The organism is Streptomyces sp. NPDC087844 (assembly GCF_044742785.1).
Classification (GTDB): Bacteria; Actinomycetota; Actinomycetes; order Streptomycetales; family Streptomycetaceae; genus Streptomyces.
In genome coordinates this window covers 48,893-68,632 of sequence record NZ_JBIUVD010000031.1, presented here as the reverse complement: position 1 = coordinate 68,632, position 19,740 = coordinate 48,893, and the positions used below count along the sequence as shown (strand labels likewise).

Annotated in this window: 17 protein-coding genes; 10 read left to right on the top strand and 7 right to left on the bottom strand. The window is 71.0% G+C overall.

Annotation, left to right across the window (positions count from 1 at the left end; genetic code table 11):
* Nucleotides 1–13: 13 nt before the first annotated feature.
* The 4 genes from ACIOKD_RS38625 to ACIOKD_RS38610 all read right to left on the bottom strand — a co-directional run bounded on the left by ACIOKD_RS38625 (nt 14) and on the right by ACIOKD_RS38610 (nt 3,705).
* Nucleotides 14–664, bottom strand: coding sequence for a DUF4360 domain-containing protein (locus ACIOKD_RS38625; protein ID WP_402092922.1), 651 nt, complete (start codon nt 662–664; stop codon nt 14–16).
* Between the two features lie 374 nt (nt 665–1,038).
* Nucleotides 1,039–1,572: a GNAT family N-acetyltransferase gene (locus ACIOKD_RS38620; RefSeq protein ID WP_402092920.1), complete on the bottom strand. Its 534-nt coding sequence runs from the start codon at nt 1,570–1,572 to the stop codon at nt 1,039–1,041.
* Between the two features lie 197 nt (nt 1,573–1,769).
* Nucleotides 1,770–2,648 carry an SRPBCC family protein gene (locus ACIOKD_RS38615; protein WP_402092919.1) on the bottom strand — a complete coding sequence of 293 codons (879 nt, stop codon included), beginning with the start codon at nt 2,646–2,648 and terminating at the stop codon, nt 1,770–1,772.
* A gap of 97 nt (nt 2,649–2,745) precedes the next feature.
* The gene (locus tag ACIOKD_RS38610) at nt 2,746–3,705 is read right to left on the bottom strand and encodes a LysR family transcriptional regulator (protein ID WP_402092918.1); all 960 of its coding nucleotides are present in this window, start codon (nt 3,703–3,705) and stop codon (nt 2,746–2,748) included.
* Between the two features lie 175 nt (nt 3,706–3,880).
* Between ACIOKD_RS38610 and ACIOKD_RS38605 the strand changes: the two genes are divergently transcribed.
* From ACIOKD_RS38605 to ACIOKD_RS38580, 6 genes are read left to right on the top strand one after another with little or no spacing between them, the layout of a single operon-like run.
* The gene (locus ACIOKD_RS38605) at nt 3,881–4,771 is read left to right on the top strand and encodes an FAD binding domain-containing protein (RefSeq protein WP_402092917.1); all 891 of its coding nucleotides are present in this window, start codon (nt 3,881–3,883) and stop codon (nt 4,769–4,771) included.
* A 5-nt stretch (nt 4,772–4,776) separates the two neighbouring features.
* Nucleotides 4,777–5,286 (top strand): (2Fe-2S)-binding protein, encoded by a 510-nt coding sequence (locus tag ACIOKD_RS38600; protein ID WP_402092963.1) that lies wholly within the window; start codon nt 4,777–4,779, stop codon nt 5,284–5,286.
* The gene (locus tag ACIOKD_RS38595; protein ID WP_402092916.1) at nt 5,283–7,670 is read left to right on the top strand and encodes an aerobic carbon-monoxide dehydrogenase large subunit; all 2,388 of its coding nucleotides are present in this window, start codon (nt 5,283–5,285) and stop codon (nt 7,668–7,670) included. The genes ACIOKD_RS38600 and ACIOKD_RS38595 overlap by 4 nt, the downstream gene beginning before the upstream one ends.
* A complete protein-coding gene (locus tag ACIOKD_RS38590; RefSeq protein WP_402092914.1) occupies nt 7,667–8,692 on the top strand; it encodes an XdhC family protein in 1,026 nt (341 codons plus the stop codon). Before ACIOKD_RS38595 ends, ACIOKD_RS38590 begins: the two co-directional genes overlap by 4 nt.
* Nucleotides 8,689–9,588, top strand: coding sequence for an AAA family ATPase (locus ACIOKD_RS38585; protein ID WP_402092913.1), 900 nt, complete (start codon nt 8,689–8,691; stop codon nt 9,586–9,588). The genes ACIOKD_RS38590 and ACIOKD_RS38585 overlap by 4 nt, the downstream gene beginning before the upstream one ends.
* A complete protein-coding gene (locus ACIOKD_RS38580; protein WP_402092912.1) occupies nt 9,585–10,844 on the top strand; it encodes a VWA domain-containing protein in 1,260 nt (419 codons plus the stop codon). Before ACIOKD_RS38585 ends, ACIOKD_RS38580 begins: the two co-directional genes overlap by 4 nt.
* A gap of 187 nt (nt 10,845–11,031) precedes the next feature.
* Here ACIOKD_RS38580 and ACIOKD_RS38575 read toward each other — a convergent pair whose 3' ends face one another.
* On the bottom strand, nt 11,032–12,051 hold the full coding sequence (locus ACIOKD_RS38575; protein WP_402092911.1) for a winged helix-turn-helix domain-containing protein: 1,020 nt from the start codon (nt 12,049–12,051) through the stop codon (nt 11,032–11,034).
* Between the two features lie 200 nt (nt 12,052–12,251).
* Here ACIOKD_RS38575 and ACIOKD_RS38570 point away from each other — a divergent pair, with 200 nt between their 5' ends.
* Nucleotides 12,252–13,727 (top strand): hypothetical protein, encoded by a 1,476-nt coding sequence (locus ACIOKD_RS38570; RefSeq protein WP_402092909.1) that lies wholly within the window; start codon nt 12,252–12,254, stop codon nt 13,725–13,727.
* Between the two features lie 63 nt (nt 13,728–13,790).
* Here the strand turns inward: ACIOKD_RS38570 and ACIOKD_RS38565 are convergent, their stop codons facing one another.
* Together ACIOKD_RS38565 and ACIOKD_RS38560 are read right to left on the bottom strand one after the other, a co-directional pair.
* Nucleotides 13,791–14,585 carry an aminotransferase class IV gene (locus ACIOKD_RS38565; protein WP_402092907.1) on the bottom strand — a complete coding sequence of 265 codons (795 nt, stop codon included), beginning with the start codon at nt 14,583–14,585 and terminating at the stop codon, nt 13,791–13,793.
* A gap of 414 nt (nt 14,586–14,999) precedes the next feature.
* The gene (locus ACIOKD_RS38560) at nt 15,000–15,989 is read right to left on the bottom strand and encodes a LacI family DNA-binding transcriptional regulator (protein WP_402092961.1); all 990 of its coding nucleotides are present in this window, start codon (nt 15,987–15,989) and stop codon (nt 15,000–15,002) included.
* A gap of 285 nt (nt 15,990–16,274) precedes the next feature.
* Between ACIOKD_RS38560 and ACIOKD_RS38555 the strand changes: the two genes are divergently transcribed.
* From ACIOKD_RS38555 to ACIOKD_RS38545, 3 genes are all read left to right on the top strand, one after another.
* Nucleotides 16,275–17,201 (top strand): carbohydrate ABC transporter permease, encoded by a 927-nt coding sequence (locus ACIOKD_RS38555; protein ID WP_402092906.1) that lies wholly within the window; start codon nt 16,275–16,277, stop codon nt 17,199–17,201.
* 6 nt (nt 17,202–17,207) lie between these two features.
* On the top strand, nt 17,208–18,182 hold the full coding sequence (locus ACIOKD_RS38550; RefSeq protein WP_402092904.1) for a carbohydrate ABC transporter permease: 975 nt from the start codon (nt 17,208–17,210) through the stop codon (nt 18,180–18,182).
* A 77-nt stretch (nt 18,183–18,259) separates the two neighbouring features.
* Nucleotides 18,260–19,600 (top strand): ABC transporter substrate-binding protein, encoded by a 1,341-nt coding sequence (locus ACIOKD_RS38545; RefSeq protein ID WP_402092902.1) that lies wholly within the window; start codon nt 18,260–18,262, stop codon nt 19,598–19,600.
* Nucleotides 19,601–19,740: the final 140 nt, after the last annotated feature.

Here is a 19,740-nt window from a genome sequence, read left to right as displayed (position 1 = left end):
GCTCTTCAGACTCTCAGGAGGCGGGGCACTCCTTCCATGCCACGTGGTAGATGGTGCTGAGCTCACCGTCCGTCGAGTCCATGGTCATGAAGCTGGTACTGCTCGGAGCCGACGTGCCCGCGTTGACGCGGACTTCGGTGTTGATGTTGAAGTTCCGCTGGACACCGCAGGGCGACCAGACCAGTTGGGCCCATTCCGTGGTGTCCGTGGCCTGCCAGTTGTCGGCGTAGGGGCCTGCGAAGGGGTGCGTGACGGAGGCCGTGTTCGACGAGCCCTGGAAGTAGTACGAGGCCTTCTGGGTACTGGTCGCGCCCGCCTTGAGCGAGGCGAAGCCCCGGTAGTCCGCGCTGGCGATGGCGTAGGTGAAGCCTCCCGGCACGGCGACGATCAGGTTGAGCTGGCAGTTCTTGCGGAACGCGGTGGGATCGGAGGTGCCTCCGACCTGGGCGAGGTAGTCGCTGTAGGTCACCGTGAAGGCGGTGTTGTCGGGGGACACGGCGACGGCGGCGGTGCCCTGGGGGCAGCCGGAGCCGTTCACCGTGGCGACCTTGATGACGATCTTGTCCGGGGGCGGGTCGATGATCCCCGTGGACGGGTCGTGCGCGGGCAGTGCGGTGGCGAACAGAGCGGCGATCGCGCCACTCAGAAGCAGCCCACCGGTCATGGTGTTCCCATCCGTTGCGTCGGTGTTGCGGCGGCGGGGAGCGTGCCCCACCGCGCACTGGGGGGTGCGGCCTCCGCGTTCAGGGGGCCGTCGCGGACCAGGTGCTCGGGATCAGGCGATCAGACGATCAAGCAGGGAGCGATGGAGCGGCAGAGCGCCGAGTAGTCATGTACATGTCAATCAATCAACTACATCTCCCTCACTCGGACGCACACTCGGACCCACCCCTGTGAAGCTTCAATGAAGGGGCTGTGAAGGCCGGGAGCGATCGCATCGTACGTAGCCCGACCGTGACAGGCCAGGGCGAACTCCAGCCATTCGCGCGCACGGCCGTCGGCGCGTCCGCCGGCGGCCGTGCGCGCGCGTCACGCCGGTCAGCCCTCGTACTCCGTCAGGTCGATCGTGTACAGCCGGAGGTCGTGTCCGTGGACCGGGTCCTGTACGGCACCCTCCATCTTCATGCCGAGCTTCTCCAGTACGTTCGCGGAGGCGCTGTCGCCCGGCCGTGGCGCGGCGACGACCCGGTCGATGCCGCGGTCCTGGAGGGCGAACTCAAGCGCTGCGTGGGCGGCCTCCGACGCGTACCCCTGGCCCCAGTAGACCCGTCCGAGCCGCCAGGTGATGGCGATCCGGTCCGCGATCTCGGGCGGCGAGTCGGCGACGTACAGACCGACCGCTCCGGCGAGTTCTCCCGAGCCGAGGAGTTCGACGGCGAAGACCCCGAAACCCTCCTCGTCCCACTCCTCCTCCCACGCCTCGATGTCCTCCGCGGTCTCCTCCAGGGAGCGCGGCCGGCCGTCGCCGATCCACTGCATCACCGTGGGGTCGGCGTGGATCTCGGACAGGGGAAGGAGGTCGTCGTCCTGCCAGCGGCGCAGCAGCAGGCGGGGGGTACGGATGTCGTTCATGCCCCCATCCTGTCGATACGCGGGCGCGAGTGCGAAATCCACGGGGCGCGGGCTCGCTCGCGGCCCCGGCGGAACGCGTGGCCGTCGGCCGGCCGGCCGCGAGGCGTGCGCCGCTGCCGCGTCCGGCGCCGCGCCCCGCGAGAGACCGGCGGGACACCGCGGCAGTGCGGGCGAGCCCGGCTGCGGGACCGGCGGTTCTATCGTGTGAGCCAGACGGTCAGGGCGATGGCGATCGCGGCCAGCACCAGCGCTGCCGGGAGGGCGCGCTTCAGGACGGCGCCGCGGGCCACGCTCATCAGGTCCAGGGGTCGCACCGCCGCCGGGGCGGGCGGCGTGGACGCGGGGCGGGCCCCGTTCGACACGGGGGTGGCGGGAGCTGCCGGGCTCGTCGCAGCGGCCTTCCGCGCGGCTGCGGTCGCGGAACCGTCCGCTGCGGTGCCGTTGGCCGCGGTGGCGTCCGGGGCGGCAGCGGTCGGCGCCGAGACCTGCGGGCGGGTGCCGGGCCCGGTGTCGGACCCCACCGTGCCCTTCGCCGCCGGGGCCGGCCCAGAGCCGAGCCCAGGGCCGGTCGCGGGCACCGGTGCCTGCGCCAGTGGTTCGCCGGTGACGTCCGCGGCCGGCCCCCGGCGCCTCTCCGCCGCGAGCTGCCCCTCCAGGTTGTCGACGAACTGGGTCAGCAGCCGCCCGCTGATCTCCTCGATCATCCCTTTGCCGAACTGCGCGACCCGGCCCGTGATGGTGAGGCGGGTGTCCACGGTGACCCGCGTTCCGTCCCCGTCCGGGACGAGCCGGGCGGTGACGCGGGCGTCGGCGTTCCCCTGGCCCCGGGTGTCACGGCCCCGCGCGTGCAGCACCGCCGTACGCCCCGCCTCGTCCTTCTCCTCGAAGGAGACGACCCCCTTGTACTGGACGGTCATGGGGCCGACCTTGACCTTCACGACACCGTCGTAGGCATCGCCGTCCACGCCGGTGAGCTGCGCACCCGGCATACAGGGAGCGATCCGCTCCACGTCGGTCAGCAGGGCCCACGCCCCGTCGGGCGGCAGGTTCACTCGGAACTCGTTGGTGAAGTCCATGACGGACACACGATGGGCGCAGCCCGCCGGAGCGTCAACGTGGTCTTCAGCCTTTGCTTAAGACGCCCGGCGGGCGGACGTGGCGGCGTGGCGGACGTCAGCTCCAGATCGTGACGTGGACCGGCGGACGGAACTCGTTCATGGGAACTCCGTTGGACCGGGTCAGCAGCGCCTGCGTCGCGGCCGGCGTCGTCACGAAGCGGCACAGGGCGGCGGCCGTCGTCGAGCGGCGTTCGCCGGTGAGCGCGCTCGCGTACAGCATGCCGCCCAGTCCGGCGCCCGCGACATCGAGCCGGATCAGTGAGCCGCGCCGCAGGTCGTCGCGTACGACGTGCAGGAAGGCCACGGACAGACCGGCCCCGGCGGCCACCGCGTTGAGCGAGGCCGTGACGCTGGGGAAGGCCTTGGCGCCGGTGGCCTCGACGCCGATGTGGGCGAGGAAGGCGCCGGACAGGGTGTCCGGATCGAGCCCGGCCGGACCCAGCAGCCACGGCTCGTGGGCCAGTTGGGAGGAACCCAGCCGTTGCCGGTGTCTCAGCGGGTGGTCCGGTGCGGCGACGACGGCCAGCTGGAAGCGCAGGAACGGTACGGACTCGACGGCCGGTGCCGGATGCGGGGCCGGACCGATCGTGACATCGGCACGGCGGTCGCGGAGCAGGTCGCCGAAGCTCGCCACCGGTACGGCCAGGGTCTCCACGTCCAGGTCGGGCTGCCTGCGCCCGAAGGACGTCAGCAGTGCGGGGAGCACCTGTTCCACACCGGCCTCGGTGGACGCCACGCGCAGATGGGCGGTGCCGGAACTCGCCTGGCGGACCCGGTGCCGGGTCTCCTCGGCGAGACCGACGATCTCGGCGGCGCCCGCGGCCAGCCTGCTGCCACCCGGAGTGAGGCTGATCCCGCCCGCGGCCCGGATGTAGAGCACGTCGCCCAGTTCGCGGCGGAGCGCGGCGACCGCTCCGGAGACGGCTGCCTCGGTCACCCCGAGCGACTGGGCGGCACCCTTCACGGAACCCAGGCGGGCCACTGTGACGAACGCGCGCAGCTGAGTCAGCGTCATGTTCGCCATTACAACGGCTGTTCGGCCGGTAGGACCCGTTCCGTTACCGGCCGACTTAAGCATTCGCTTGAGTCGCCGTTGACCGGCCCGTACGTCCGCGCGATCGTTCCCCCCGGACCCCCGGACCTTCGGATCGCCGGACACCGGTCAGGTCCTCAAGGGGAGGGAACGTGCCGTGCAGGTACCCGCTTCGTTCGACTACCGGCGTGCGACGAGCGTGGCCGAGGCGCTGGAGCTGCTGCGGCGCTACGGCGAGGAGGCCAGGGTCGTGGCCGGCGGGCACAGCCTGCTGCCCATGATGAAGTTGCGCCTCGCCGGGCCCGAACTGCTCGTCGACATCAATGACCTGCACGAACTCGACCACATCGAGCAGGTCGGGAAAGAGCTGCACATCGGCGCGCTGACCCGGCACCGCACCCTCCTGGAGTCGCCGCTGGTCGGCCGGTACTTCCCCATCGTCCACGACGCGGAGAAGGTGATCGCCGACCCGCCGGTCCGCAACCGGGGCACCATCGGCGGCTCCCTGTGCCAGGCGGACCCGTCGGAGGACCTGTCCGCGGTGTGCGGGGCGCTGCACGCGCGTGTCGTGATCCGCGGGGAGGACGGCGAACGGATCGTGCCCATGGCCGACTTCCACCAGGGCCCGTACGAGACCGCGGTGGGCGTCGGCGAGATGCTGGTCCAGGTGCGGATCCCGGTCCTGCCGGGGGCGGGCAGCGCGTACGAGAAGGTCGAGCGCAAGTCCGGGGACTGGGCCGTCGCCGCCGCCGGGGTCGCCCTGACCCTGCGCGAGGGACGGATCGCCGACTCGGGCGTTGGCCTGGCGGCGGTGGGCGCGGGCGCGCTGAACCTCGACGCGGTCCAGGAGCTGCTGAACGGCGGCGAACCGTCCGAGGCACTGTACGAGGAGGCGGGCCGGCTGGCCTCCGCGAACTGTTCGCCGGTCACCGACGGCCGCGGCAGCGCCGAGTACAAGCGCCATCTGGCCGGCGAACTCACCAGGCGGGCCCTGCGGCGGTCCGTCGCAAGGGCACGGACCGCCCAGGGCACCACAGGGGAGGCATGAGGCGTATGCGGATCACCGTCGGCGTCAACGGTGAGGACCGGACCCGGGAGGTCGAACCCCGCCATCTGCTGGTGCGCTTCCTCCGCGACGACCTGGAGCTGACGGGCACGCACTGGGGGTGCGACACCAGCAACTGCGGCACCTGTGTGGTGCTGATGGACGGCGAGCCCGTGAAGAGCTGCACGGTCCTGGCGGTGATGGCGGCCGGTCATGAGATCCGTACGGTCGAGGACCTGGCGGACGGCGAGCGGCTCGACCCCGTGCAGCAGGGGTTCATCGAACAGCACGGCCTGCAGTGCGGGTTCTGCACCCCGGGCATGATGCTGACCGGCCGGGCGCTCCTCGACCGCAATCCGGACCCGTCCGACCAGGAGATCCGTGAGGCCATCTCCGGCCAGTTGTGCCGGTGCACCGGCTATCTGAACATCGTCAGGTCCATCCAGTGGGCGGCCAGGGAGCAGGCCGCTGCCGCCGCCCCGGAAGCCACTGCCACGGCCACGGGGAGCCAGGCATGACCGCCGTCGACGAACCCCCGGTGACACCCCGGGAGCAGCAGCCCGAGCGGCCCATCGGCTTCGGCCGGATGAAGCGCAAGGAGGACCCCCGCTTCGTACGCGGCAAGGGCCGCTATGTCGACGACATCAAGCTGCCCGGCATGCTGCACGGGGCGGTCCTGCGCAGCCCGTTCGCGCACGCCCGCATCCTCTCCGTCGACACATCGGCCGCAGAAGCGCACCCCAAGGTCAAAGCGGTGATCACCGGTGAGACCCTGGCCGGTCTGGGGCTCGCCTGGATGCCGACCCTGTCGATGGACACCCAGGCCGTGCTCGCCACCGACAAGGTCCGCTTCCAGGGCCAGGAGGTCGCGTTCGTGGTCGCCGAGGACCACTACGCGGCGCGCGACGCGATCGAGCTGATCGACGTCGAGTACGAGCCGCTGGACCCGGTCGTCAACGCCCGGCACGCCCTCGCCGCCGAGGCTCCCGTCATCCGGGACGACCTGGAGGGCCGCACGGACAACCACGTCTTCGACTGGGAGGCGGGTGACAGCGCGGCCACCGAGGAGGTGTTCGCGCGGGCCGACGTCGTCGTGCGGCAGACCATGCTCTATCCGCGGGTCCACCCCGCGCCGCTGGAGACCTGCGGCGCGGTCGCCTCGATGGACCCGGTCGACGGCAAGCTCACCCTCTACTCCACCACGCAGGCCCCGCACGCCCACCGCACCCTCTACGCGATGGTGGCCGGCATCCCCGAGCACAAGATCCGGGTGGTGGCCCCCGACATCGGCGGCGGTTTCGGCAACAAGGTCGGTATCTATCCGGGGTACGTCTGCGCGATCGTCGGATCGATCGTCACCGGGAAGCCCGTCAAGTGGATGGAGGACCGCTCCGAGAACCTGATGAGCACGTCCTTCGCCCGCGACTACCACATGGCCGGCGAGATCGCGGCGACGCGGGAGGGGAGGATCCTGGGCGTCCGGGTCAAGGTCCTCGCCGACCACGGCGCCTTCAACTCCACGGCACAGCCCACCAAGTACCCGGCCGGCTTCTTCCACATCTTCACCGGCTCGTACGACATCGAGGCCGCGCACTGCCAGGTCACGGGCGTCTACACCAACAAGGCGCCCGGCGGTGTCGCGTACGCCTGCTCCTTCCGGGTCACCGAGGCGGTCTATCTCATCGAGCGCCTGGTGGACTGTCTGGCCGACGAACTGGGCGCGGATCCGGCGGAGTTGAGGATGCTCAATCTGCTGCGCCCGGAGCAGTTCCCGTACGAGAACAAGACCGGCTGGACGTACGACTCCGGTGACTACCCCGCCTGTCTGCGCAAGGCCCTGGATCTCGTGGGGTACGAGGAGCTGCGCAAGGAGCAGAGCGAGAAGCGGGCCCGGGGTGAACTCATGGGCGTCGGGCTCTCCTTCTTCACCGAGACCGTCGGCGCCGGGCCGCGCAAGCACATGGACATCCTGGGTCTCGGTATGGCGGACGGCTGCGAACTGCGCGTCCATCCGACCGGCAAGGCGGTCGTCCGGCTGAGCGTGCAGACGCAGGGGCAGGGCCACGAGACGACCTTCGCGCAGATCATCGCGGAGGAACTGGGCATCCCGCCCGAGGACATCGACGTCGTGCACGGCGACACCGACCAGACGCCGTTCGGACTCGGTACGTACGGCAGCCGCTCCACGCCGGTCTCGGGGGCCGCGGCGGCCGTGGTGGCGCGCAAGGTGCGGGACAAGGCGCGGATCATCGCGGGCGCGATGCTGGAGGTCGCCCCGGACGATCTCGCCTGGACGAAGGGCCGCTGGTCGGTCAAGGGTGATCCCGCGATGACGAGGACCATCCAGGAGATCGCGCTGGCCGCCCACGGGTCGCTGGAGCTGCCGGACGGCGTGGAGGGCCATCTGGAGGCGACGACCGTCTACAACCCGCCGAGCATGACGTACCCGTTCGGCGCGTACGTCTGCGTGGTCGACGTCGATCCCGGTACGGGCTCGGTGAAGGTGCGGCGGTTCGTCGCGGTCGACGACTGCGGGACCCGGATCAACCCGATGATCATCGAGGGGCAGGTGCACGGCGGTCTCGCCGACGGCGTCGGGATGGCGCTGATGGAGATCATCGGCTTCGACGAGGACGGCAACTGTCTCTCCGGGTCCTTCATGGACTATCTGCTGCCGACCGCGCTGGAGGTGCCCGCCTGGGAGCTGGACCACACCGTCACGCCCTCTCCGCACCATCCGTTCGGGGCGAAGGGCATCGGCGAGTCCGCGACCGTCGGCTCACCGCCGGCCGTCGTCAACGCCGTGCTCGACGCCATCGGCGTACGCCATGCCGACATGCCGCTGACCCCGAGCCGGGTGTGGCAGGCGCTGCAGGGCGGCGAGGTGGAGGCACCGCAATGAGTCTTGTCGTACCCGTCGTACCCTTCGCACCGCCGCGGGCCGGGCCGCTCGAAGCACGCATGGCCGAACTGACCGGTCGGCGGGTGCCGTTCGTGAGGGCCACCGTCGTGCGCGCCCGGCGCCCGGCGAGCGCGCGCCCCGGCGACACCGCGCTGGTCCTCGCCGACGGCAGGATCGAGGGTTTCGTCGGTGGCGTCTGCGCGGAGGCCACGGTACGCGTCCAGGCCCTGCGGATCCTGCGTGACGGTGAGTCCCTGCTGCTGCGCATCTCACCGGACGAGACGGCCGACGGCACCGGGGAACCGGTCGTCGAGGAGGGCGCGGTCAGTGTCCGCAACCCGTGCCTGTCCGGCGGTGCACTGGAGATCTTCCTGGAACCGCTGCGGCCCGCGCCCCGCGTGCTGGTGTTCGGCGAGTCCCCCGTCGCGCGGGCCCTGCTCGACTTCGCACCGGCGCTCGGTTACGGGATCACACCGGTGTCCGGCGCCGACGAGCCCGACACCCCCGGTGTCGAATCCCTGGCCGGGACCCGGGCCGTGGTGATCGCCTCCCACGGCCGCGACGAGGAACGGGCCCTGCTGTCGGCGGTACGGGCCGGGGTGCCGTACGTGGGTCTGGTCGCCAGTCCCCGGCGCGGGGCCGCGGTGCTGGCCGGGCTCGCCCACGAGCTGGACGAGGAGCAGCGGGCCCGCGTCCGCACTCCGGCGGGCCTGTGGATCGGGGCCCGCACACCGGGCGAGATCGCGCTGTCGATCCTTGCGGAGGTGGTCCAAGCGGTGCGTTCACCGGTGGCTGAGGTGGTGGAGGCGGAAGCGGCCCGGTCGGGCGCCCCGGTGACGGTGACGGCCACCGACCCGGTCTGCGGGATGGAGGTCGCCGGCTCGGCGGCCACCACCCCGTACTCGGACGCGGGCGGCGCGGGCAGGCGGTGGTTCTGCTGCCCCTCCTGCCGCGAGGCGTACGAGAAGGACCCCGTCCGGTACGCGCGGGCACGGGCCCGGACGGAGGCCGGGGCTTCGTGAGCGAGTACGTCGAGCGCTGCCTCCCGGGTGTCGGGAGTCTGCGCGCCGCGCTGGACGCGCTGGGCTATCTCGCCGACGACGGCCTGGTCACCGCCCTCTTCCTGGCGCTGCGCCTCCCCCAGCCGCTGCTGCTTGAGGGCGAGGCGGGCGTCGGCAAGACCGAGGCGGCCAAGTCGGTGGCCGCCGTCCTGGGCAGCCCGCTGATCCGGCTGCAGTGCTACGACGGTCTGGACGCGGCCGAGGCGCTGTACGAGTGGAACCATCCCCGCCAGTTGCTCGGCATCCGGCTCGCCGAGGCACGGCACGAACAGATCGGTGAGGACGACCTGTTCAGCGAGGCGTACCTGTTGCGGCGGCCCGTGCTCGCCGCGCTCAGCCATCCCGGCCCCGCACCCGCCGTCCTGCTCATCGACGAGATCGACCGCGCCGACGACGACTTCGAGGCGTTCCTCCTTGAGGTGCTCGCCGAGGCCGCCGTCACCATTCCCGAACTGGGCACCGTACGGGCCAAGGTGCCCCCCGTCGTGCTGCTCACCTCCAACCGCACGCGTGACCTCCACGACGCGCTGAAACGCCGGTGCCTGTACCACTGGATCGACTATCCGCCGACCGAGCGGCTCATCGAGATCGTGCGCCGCCGGGTGCCCGGAACGTCACGCGAGCTGGCGGTCGCGGTGGCGGCTGCCGTGCGGCGGCTGCGGGCGCTGGAGCTCCAGAAGGCGCCGGGCATCGCCGAGACCATCGACTGGATCTCCGCGCTGCACCTGCTCGGTGTGGACGTCCTGGACGCGGGGATCGCCGGAAGCACCCTCGGCTCGCTGCTCAAGTACCGGGAGGACCAGGAGTCGGTGCGCGAACGCGGTCTGCACTGGCTGGTCGCGGGCCGGCAGCCGTGACCGCGGTGCGGTTTCCGCTCTTCGACCGGGCCGAGTTCGGCGTCCGGCTGGGTGCGGAACTGCGCCGCGGCGGGGTGGTGGTGACGCCGGAGCGGTCGGTGCGGTTCCTGGAGGCGCTGCGTCTGCTGCCGCCGGTGGACCGTGCGGCGCTGTACTGGGCGGCACGGCTGGCCTTCGTGACGGGGCGGGAGCAGATCGGTCCGTTCGACCGGGTCTTCGAGACGGTCTTCGCAGGCCTGCCGCGTTCGCTGTCCGTCTCCGTACGCCGGGACCGCGGACGGGCCGTGCCGGGGGCGGGCGCCGAGCCGCATCCCGTGGGCGGGCGGGCCTCGGTGCCTCCCGGGGCCGGTCCGGACGTCGTCACCACCTCGCAGCTGCCGGGCGGCGCCCTCGGCGCGGTGTCGGACCGCGACCGCGCACGAGAACCGGGGCGGGACGGGCGGACCGGGGCGCTGCCCTCCGTGGGCAGTGCGGCCGAGGTGCTCGGGCACAAGGACTTCGCCGCCCTCGACGCCGGTGAACTGGCCGAGGTCGACGGACTGCTCGCCCTGTTGGCGCTGCGGACGCCGTTGCGCCGCGGTCGCCGCCAGGAGACCGACAGGCGGGGGCGCCGCATCGACCTGCGCCGTACCCTGCGCGCCGGACAGCGCACGGGTGGCGAGGTGCTGTCACTGGCACGCAGCCGCGACCGGCTCCGGCGGCGACGGCTGGTGCTGCTGTGCGACGTCTCCCGCTCGATGGAACCGTACACACGTGCCTACTTGCGGCTCTTTCCGCGCGCCGCGGCCGGGGGCGCGGCGGAGGCGTTCGTCTTCGCGACCCGGCTCACCCGGCTCACTCCCGTGCTGCGGCACACCGGGCCGTCCGGCGTGGACGCGGCGCTGCGCCGGGTGGGCGGCGCGGCCTCCGACTGGTCGGGCGGCACCCGGATCGGCCACGCGCTGGCCGAGTTCAACAACCGCTACGGCCGTCGGGGCATGGCGCGCGGAGCGGTGGTGGTGGTCTTCTCCGACGGGTGGGAGGGCGAGGATCCCGGTGCGGTCGGGCGCGAGATGTCCCGCCTCGCGCGGCTCGCCCATCGGATCGTCTGGGTCAACCCGCGCAGGGCGGCGCCCGGTTACGCGCCGCGCACCGGCGGGATGGCCGCCGCCCTCCCCCACTGCGACGCGTTCGTGAGCGGGCACAGCCTCACGGCACTCACCGAGGTGATCGAGGCGATCGCGGACGACGGAAACCGGCGAACCCGGCGACGCTGAGCCATGTCGTCGATGTCCCGCCGGGCCGGGCCGGACCCGTCGGTTCACGGTGTGCGCGCGACGCCGCCCCGCGCGAGTTGCGGCACCGTCGAGTCGATCCGCGCCAACACCGCCCATGTCGGGAGCGGACGAGTCCTGGGTCGCGGGCAACCTCCCCGCGGGCACCCATCGTTGGTCATGGAGTACGTCAGTGCTGCGGGCCGGGCGGACCTGTCCCGTACGGCAGGTCGTCGATCGGCAGGTGTCCCTCGATCAGTGCCAGGCCCAGCGGGGTCAGGGTGTGCCGTGCGGTGTCGGCGACCCGGTCCGTGGCGATCAGACCGGTGCTCCGCAGGACGGCGGTGTGGTCGCTCGCCGATGCCGGCGACATGCCGAGCCGCCGCGCGAGGTCTGCCTCTGCCGTTCCGCCGGACAGGGCGATCTCCTCCAGCACGGACGCCCGGGTCCGTCCCAGCAGCCGGGCCAGCGCCGAGCGGCCCGGTCGTTCGGGTCCCGTGAGCAGGTGCAGGCCGCGATTGGCCGGATAGACGAGGACCGGTGTCAACTCCTCGTCGAGCAGGGTGATGGGCCTTCGCCAGCAGAAGTACGAGGGAATCAACCGCAGCCCCCTGCCCCGGAGGCGGAGCTCCTGGTCGAGGGGGTAGTCCACCGTCAGCACCGGTGGCTCCCAGCGGGCCGGTGGGCCGAGGCCGCCGAGCAGTCTCTCGACTCCGCCGTCCAGGAAGTCGCGGGCGCGCAGGGTTCGTTCGGCCTCGGTCACCGCGCGGATGCGGTCCCAACGGCGAGCGAGCACGCGGTCGTGGTAGCGGTGCAGGGCGCTGCCGAGCCGGCCCATCGTCTCGGCGTCTCCCTCCGCCAGCAGCCGAGTCCAGGAGGGTGTCCGGCGCCGGACGGCGAACTGTGCGAGCTCGGCACGCAGCCGCCTGCGGCCGGTACTGAGCACGGCGTCGACGGCGGAGCGCACATCGGTGGCACCGGCGGGGGTGAGGAAGTCGGGCGAATACCCCCGGGGCGGCGCCAGCGCGAGCAGCATGCGCGTCGAGGAGTCGAGGCCGGTCAGCGTCTCGGACCTCCACGGGCCGAAGACCACGTGATCGGCCGGGCCACCCAGGGCGTGCAGGCTGAGCAGGATCTCCCAGGCCGGATCCGGCTCCTGGGCGATGCGGACCCGGCTCAGATCCGCTGTGGAGAAATGTATGCGGAGCACGGATGATCCCCCGAGTCACAGAGCTTCTGGCTCGGGAGCAGGATCTCACGGCCACCGCGCCGGCCCGGGGCTCCGGTCGTGCACGGTCCGGTCACGAACTCAATGAACGCAATGATCAAGCCATGGGTTTTCGCCGGGCCTCTCCCTAGCATCGGCCCCGCCGCGCAACGGTGCGCCGACGAGGAGAGGGAGAGCACGTCATGGACAGGACGAGGCCGAGTACGCCGGGAATCCAGGGCGGGTCCGGTTTCCTCCGGCGCCGCCGGGCGGCGGTGGCCGCCGGCATCGCGGGAATCCTCCTCGGCACACTCTCCGGGCCTGCCTCCGCGACCACGGCCACGGCCACGAACGCACCGGCAGCCGTCGAGTGCCCGGCGAACCTCGCGGGGAAGGCCACCTGCTACACCGGCCGGGACGCCGACGGCGCCTACTACGCGATCGCCGTCCCGAAGAACTGGAACAGGTCCCTCGTCGTGCACGCGCACGGCGGCCCCGACCTCGGCGCGGAGTCCGACCCGCAGCGCAGCACGGGTGACCTGGAACGCTGGTCGGTGATGGTGGACGAGGGCTACGCGTGGGCCGGCTCCTCGTACCGCCGTGGTGGATACGGAACCCGGATGGCGGCCGCCGACACGGAGAAGGTGCGCCGACTGTTCGTCGAGGAGTTCGGCAAGCCGAAGCGGACGTATGTGCACGGGCAGTCCTGGGGCGGCGATGTGGCCGCGAAGGTCGTGGAGACGTACGGCGCGGGGAAGCGCGGCCCCTACGACGGGGCGCTGCTGACCAACGGCGTCCTCGGCGGTGGGTCGCGCGGCTACGACTACCGCGTGGACCTGCGCGTGGTCTACCAGTACTACTGCCGGAACCATCCCCGTCCCACCGAGGCCCGGTACCCGCTGTGGGAAGGGCTGCGGGAGAGCTCCACCATGACGTCCGCCGGGCTCGGCGCCCGTCTGCAGGAATGCACGGGCTTCGAGTCAGCGCCGCAGGACCGGACCGCTGTGCAGCAGCGCAATCTGGACGACATCCTCGGTGTCACGGGAGTTCCCGAGCGCACTCTGGAGTCGCATCTGCGCTTCGCGACGTTCACCTTCCGGGACATCGTGCACAACCGCCTGGGCGGTCGCAATCCGTTCAGCAACCAGGGTGTGCGCTACTCCGGATCCCATGACGACAAGGCGCTCAACGCGGGCGTCGAGCGCTTCTCCGCCGATCCCACCGCCGTGCGCGATCTCTCGTACGACAGTGATCTGACGGGCAAGGTCGACATTCCGGTGCTCACGCTCCACGCGATCGACGATCCGACGGCGTTCGTCGAGCACGAGTCGGCGTACCGGGACAGCCTCCGGGGCGCGGGCCGGGAGCGGAACCTCGTGCAGACCTTCTCCCGGGAGAGCGAGCACAGCGGGCTGAGCGACTCCGAGTACGCCAACTCGGTCGCCGCGCTGGACTCCTGGGTGCGCACGGGCAGGAAGCCGACGCCGAAGTCGGTCGCGGCGTCCTGCCCCGCCTTCGACGCCGACCACGGCACCGGCTGCTTCTACGACCCGGGCTTTCGGCCCGGCTCGTACGCCTCGAAGGTCGCAGCCCGTCCGGGCGGGCTGCGCTGGCCGGCCATGACGTCCGCCCAGGAGAGGGCCTGGAGCCGGGTCGACGGGGTGGGCATCGCTTACTGAGTGCCCTGTGGCGGGGACGGGGAGCAGGCGTACGACGGTCGCGTGGGTCAGTCGGTCAGTCGGTCAGTCGGCCGGCAGAGGTTCCATTCGGCCGTCCAGCCACTCCTGCCATTCCTTCGCGCGTGGAGCCGGGCCCACGTCCATGGGCCGTCCCTCCCAGCCGACCACCGGACGAATACCGTGCAGGGCGTTCACCAGCCACACCTCGCGGCCGGCCAGCTGGTCCAGGGTTCGTTCGCGGTGGGCCAACTGGATGCCGCTGCGCAGGGCGTGCTCCTGGACGAGGCCCGTGGTGACGCCGGCCAGGATCGGCAGCCGCGGCGGGGGCAGGCACAGGACGTCGTCCTCCCACCACAGGACGCTGGAGGTGGCCGCCTCAAGCACCAGGCCGGACGGGGCGATCAGCACCGCCTCCTGCGCGCCCTGCCCGGACGCCCGCTGCCGGACCCGGGCAAGCACGTCCAGGTCCGGTCCCTTGCGGCGCGGCACGGTGCGCGGATCGGGCTGGCCCGCCGCCCACACCCGCACTTCCGGGACCAGAGGCGGGGCGTGCCTCAGGAGCAGTCTCAGCTGGAGGGAGCCGGCCACCAGCTCGACGCGCGGGAACCACGATCCCGTGCGGGGCAGGGCTGCCGTCATGTTCCGCCAGAACTCGGTGAGTTGTTGGAGAGACGGTCCTCCGCAGTCGCCGCAGGCCCGCAGGAACCGCTCCCGGTGCCGGTCGAAGCCGCGCACCTGCCCGTCCCTGAGCAGCCAGGAGTCCGCGACCAGCAGCTGTGTGTCGGCCGCGAGCCCCGCGATCAGCCCGTGGCCGGGCACCCACGCCAACAGTCCTTCTGCGGTTGCCGGTTGTGTCATCAAAGAATCTCTCCTCTCAGTACATCCGTCAGTACGTCCGCCGACGCCTGCGGATTCAACTCCGGCGCGTCCGCCTGATCAGCACCTCCGGCCGGCACTCGCCGGTGAGCCGTGTCCGGGGCAGGAGAATTGACGTGATAGTGCCAGGAATCGCTTACCCGACACTCGAACGAGGTGACAGCATCCATCCCGGAACATCAGCGCCTGAATGTGCCGGAGGAGATCACGTCCGTCGCGGCGCCCGACGGGCGTTCCCCCGCATACTCGCCGCGTCGTCCCTCTTCTCCGCGGTGGCGTGTACCGCGGCTTCCTCCGGTGGGGACGGCGGCGGTGCGGCAGCCTGCGCGTTCGCGGTGCGGGTCCCAGCCGCGCACCGGCCGGGCCCCGCACCGAGCGCCGGCCACCCCGCGTGGCCTACCGCGACCGCGGCGCCCCCGCGCTGTCCCGCACCACGAGCCGCGTCGGCACCAGCGTCGTGCCGTGCTCAGGGGTGTCCTGGCGCATCTGCCGCAGCACGCCCTCGACACAGCGTCGCCCCACCTCGGCGAAGTCCTGGTGGACGGTGGTCAGGGGCGGCAGGAAGGAGCCCGCCTCGGGGATGTCGTCGAAGCCGATGACACTGACGTCGCCGGGCACGTACCGGCCCCGTTCGTGCAGCGCCCGCAGCAGACCCAGCGCCATCTGGTCGTTGGCGGCGAACACGGCGGTGCAGTCCGGCTGTTCGGCGAGTTCGAGGCCCGCCCGGTAGCCGGACTCGGCCGACCAGTCGCCGCGTACCAGCGGGGGCGTCGGGCGGCCCGCCCCGGTGAGTTCGGCGCGCCAGGCGTCGGCCCGGCGCTGTGCCGCGAAGGACTCCTCGGGACCCGCCAGGTGCCAGACCGTCTCGTGGCCGAGGCCGAGCAGATAGCGCACGGCGTCACGGCTGCCGCCCGCCTGGTCGGTGTCGACCACGGTGTAGCGGTCACCGGCGTCCGAGTCGGCCACCACGACCTTGATGTGGGGCGGCAGGGAGAGGGCCACCGCGTCGAGCAGGTGGACCTCCAGGATGACGATGACGGCGTCGACGGCCAGCTCCCCCAGCCGGGAGAACGCGCCGCGCACCTCGTCCTGGGTGGGCACGGCGACGGGCAGCAGCGTCACGGCGTAGCCCTCGTGCGCGGCGGAGGTCGCGATCGCCTCCAGGGTGCGGACGTTGCCGGTGGTCGACAGACCGAAGGTGATCACACCTATGGTGCGGAACTCGCCACGCTTGAGCGCACGGGCCGCGCTGTTGGGCCGGTAGCCCAGTTCACGCATGGCCTCCAGCACCTGCTGCCGTGTCTCCTCGTTCACACCCTCGTAACCGTTGGAGACCCGCGAGACGGTCTGCGAGGAGACGCCGGCCAGTCGGGCGACGTCCGCCATGGAGGCGTTCTGCGTCCGGCGGGAACCACGTTTCCTGGTACGCGCCGCCGCCTGCGGCCTGCTCGCCGAGGCGCTGTCCGCTGTGTCCACCCGTCTCCCTCGCCGTCCGAACCGGAGTTTCCTCAAATGACCCTTGACCACCGTCAACGGGGCAGTGTAGACATGCCGCCATCAGATGTTTACGTAAACATAACAGGCCACGGGCCTCTGAGGGCCTTCGTGTTTACGCAAACATCATCGGCGCGGGACGCCGGGTTTTCGCGAGAGGGACGAGCGAGGAACGACATGACGACGCTACAACCGCCGGCGGCCACCAAGCCGCACAGGTCACGGCCACCGGCACAGGGTGACCGCCGCTCCTGGACCGGGTGGGGTTTCATCGGTCCCTTCGTGGCCGTGTTCGCCCTCGTCTTCCTGGCCCCGATCGCGTACTCGATCTATCTGAGCCTGTTCCGGGACCAGTTGATCGGCGGCACCCAGTTCGTCGGCTTCGACAACTACCAGCAGGCGCTGCAGGACGAGCGGTTCTGGGACTCGCTCGGCCGGGTCTCGCTCTTCCTGGCCGTCCAGGTGCCGATCATGCTCTTCATCGGCCTGCTGATCGCCCTCGCGCTGGACAGCGGCCGTCTCTACGGCACGGACTTCTTCCGCATCGCGATCTTCCTGCCGTACGCAGTGCCCGCCGTGGTCGCCACCCTCATGTGGGGCTTCATGTACGGCACCAAGTACGGGCTGGTGGGTGACATCAACGACGCGTTCGGCGTCACCCTGCCCGACCCGCTCTCCAGCGACCTGGTGCTGGCCTCCATCGGCAACATCGTGACCTGGGAGTTCATCGGCTACAACATGCTGATCTTCTACTCCGCGCTGAAGGTCATCCCGAACTCGCTCTACGAGGCCGCGGAGATCGACGGAGCCGGACAGTTGCGGGTCATCACCGCCATCAAGCTCCCCGCGATCCGCGGTGCCCTCGTCATCGCGACGATCTTCTCGATCATCGGCAGCTTCCAGCTCTTCAACGAGCCGAGCATCCTGCGGCCGCTGGCCCGCAACGCCATCACGACCGACTTCACCCCGAACTTCTACACGTACTCGCTGTCCTTCAACGGCCAGCAGCACAACTACTCCGCGGCGGTCGCCATCATCATGGGGCTGATCACCATGGTCATCGCCTATGTCGTGCAGCTTCGCGGCATGCGCAAGGGAGCGTGACCAGCAATGAGCAGCATGAGCGGCACGAACGGCACCAGCGGTTCGGCCACCACCGCCTCCCCGTCCGCATCCGTTCCGGCCACCGGTACGACCAAGAGTGTGCCCCGGCTGCGCAAGCGCCGTGAGCACTCCGCGGGGCGCCCGAAGCGCAGCGTCCTGCTGACCGTGCTCACCGGCCTGATCCTGGTCTACACCGTGGTGCCCCTGATCTGGCTCGTGATCAGCGCCACCAAGACCCAGGAAGGGCTCGCCGACTCGTCCGGACTGTGGTTCGCCGACGACTTCGCCCTCTGGTCCAACATCCGCGACACGTTCACGTACCACGACGGCATCTTCGTCCGCTGGCTGCTGAACACCCTGCTGTACGTCGGGCTCGGGGCCGGCGGTGCGACCTTCCTGGCGATCCTGGGCGGTTACGCGCTGGCCAAGTTCGACTTCCCCGGCAAGCGCGGTGTGTTCGCCGTGGTCATCGGTGCCGTCGCCGTCCCGGGAACCGCGCTTGCGGTGCCGACCTTCCTGATGTTCAGCAAGATGGGACTGACCGACACCCCGTGGGCGGTCATCATCCCCTCGCTGGTCTCGCCCTTCGGTCTGTACCTGATGTGGGTCTTCGCCACCGAGGCGATCCCCGTCGAACTGCTGGAGGCCGCCCGGATCGACGGGGCGGGCGAGGCGCGCACCTTCTTCACGGTCGCCCTGCCGCTGCTCGCTCCCGGCATCGTGACCGTCCTGCTCTTCACCACGGTCGCCACCTGGAACAACTACTTCCTGCCGCTGATCATGCTGAAGGACCCGGACTGGTACCCGCTGACCCTGGGTCTGGACGCCTGGAACAACCAGGCCCAGACGATCGGCGGCGACGTGATCTTCAACCTGGTGATCACCGGTTCGCTGCTCACCATCGTGCCGCTGATCGCCGCGTTCCTGCTGCTGCAGAAGTACTGGCAGTCCGGCCTCGCCGCCGGAAGCGTCAAGGAATGACCCGCCCACAGGCCCCCCTCGGTTGCACCTCTACCACCCTCACCCTGTCCCGCCCACGAAGAAGTGGAAGCACCTCCATGCGCAGAACGACCAGCCGCCTGATGCGCGGCCTCGCCGTCCTCTCCGTCCTCACCCTGGGCGCGACCGCCTGCGGTGGCTCCGACGACGACAGCTCCGGCTCGAAGCCGGTCTCCGCCGGTGACGTACAGGCTGCCCTCAAGAAGGGCGGCTCGGTCACCGTCTGGGCCTGGGAGCCCACGCTGAAGACGGTCGCCGCCGACTTCCAGAAGAAGTACCCCAAGGTCAAGATCAACCTCGTCGCCGAGCGGTCGGGCGACAAGCACTACACCGCGCTGTCGAACGCCATCTCGGCCGAGAAGGGCGTCCCCGACGTCGCGCAGGTCGAGTACTTCGCGCTGGGCCAGTACGCCCTCACCAAGGGCCTCAGCGACCTGGCTCCCTACGGCGCCGACAAGCTCAAGTCCAAGTACACCCCCGGTCCGTGGAACGCCGTGACCCAGGGCAGTGACAAGGTCTACGGCCTGCCGATGGACTCGGGCCCCATGGCGCTGTACTACAACAAGAAGATCTTCGACAAGTACAAGGTCGCGGTACCGACCACCTGGGACGAGTACCTCGACGCGGCCCGCAAGCTGCACAAGGCCGACCCGAAGGTCTACATCGCCAACGACGCCGGCGACGCGGGTCTCACCACCAGCCTGCTGTGGCAGGCCGGTTCGCGCCCCTACAAGGTCGACGGCACCAACGTGAAGGTCGACTTCTCCGACGCGGGCGCCAAGAAGTACACCGACGTCTGGCAGAAGCTGATCGACGAGAAGCTCGTCGCACCGATCAACGGCTGGACCGACGACTGGTACAAGGGCCTGGGCGACGGCACCCTCGCCACCCTCCCCAGCGGTGCCTGGATGCCCGCCAACTTCGTCACCGGCGTCCCGAACGCCGCCGGTGACTGGCGCGCGGCGCCCATGCCGGCCTGGACCAAGGGCGACAAGGCGAGCGCGGAGAACGGCGGCAGCTCGCTGACCCTGCCCGCGCTCGGCAAGAACAAGGAACTCGCCTACGCCTTCGTCGAGTACGCCAACTCCGGCGCCGGTGTGCAGAGCCGTGTCAAGGAGGGCGCCTTCCCGGCGACCAACGCGGAGCTCCAGTCGGACTCGTTCCTCAACACCGAGTTCGAGTACTTCGGCGGCCAGAAGGCCAACGAGATCTTCGCGGACTCCGCCGCCAACGTCGCCGACGACTGGTCGTACCTGCCCTTCCAGCAGTACGCCAACTCGATCTTCAACGACACCGTCGGCAAGGCCTACGTCGGCAACACCAAGCTCACCGACGGCCTGAAGTCCTGGCAGGACGCCTCCGTCAAGTACGGCGAGGAGCAGGGCTTCACCGTCGAGTAGACGAGCCCGAATCCCCCGACGCCGCCCCCAGGTCCTGGCGGGGGGGGGGCGCCCGCCCGGGCCCGCCCCCCCCCGCCCCCCCCGACCCCCCCCCGGCCCCCCCCAATAGCCACACCCCCGGGCCCCCCGCCGGGGGCGGC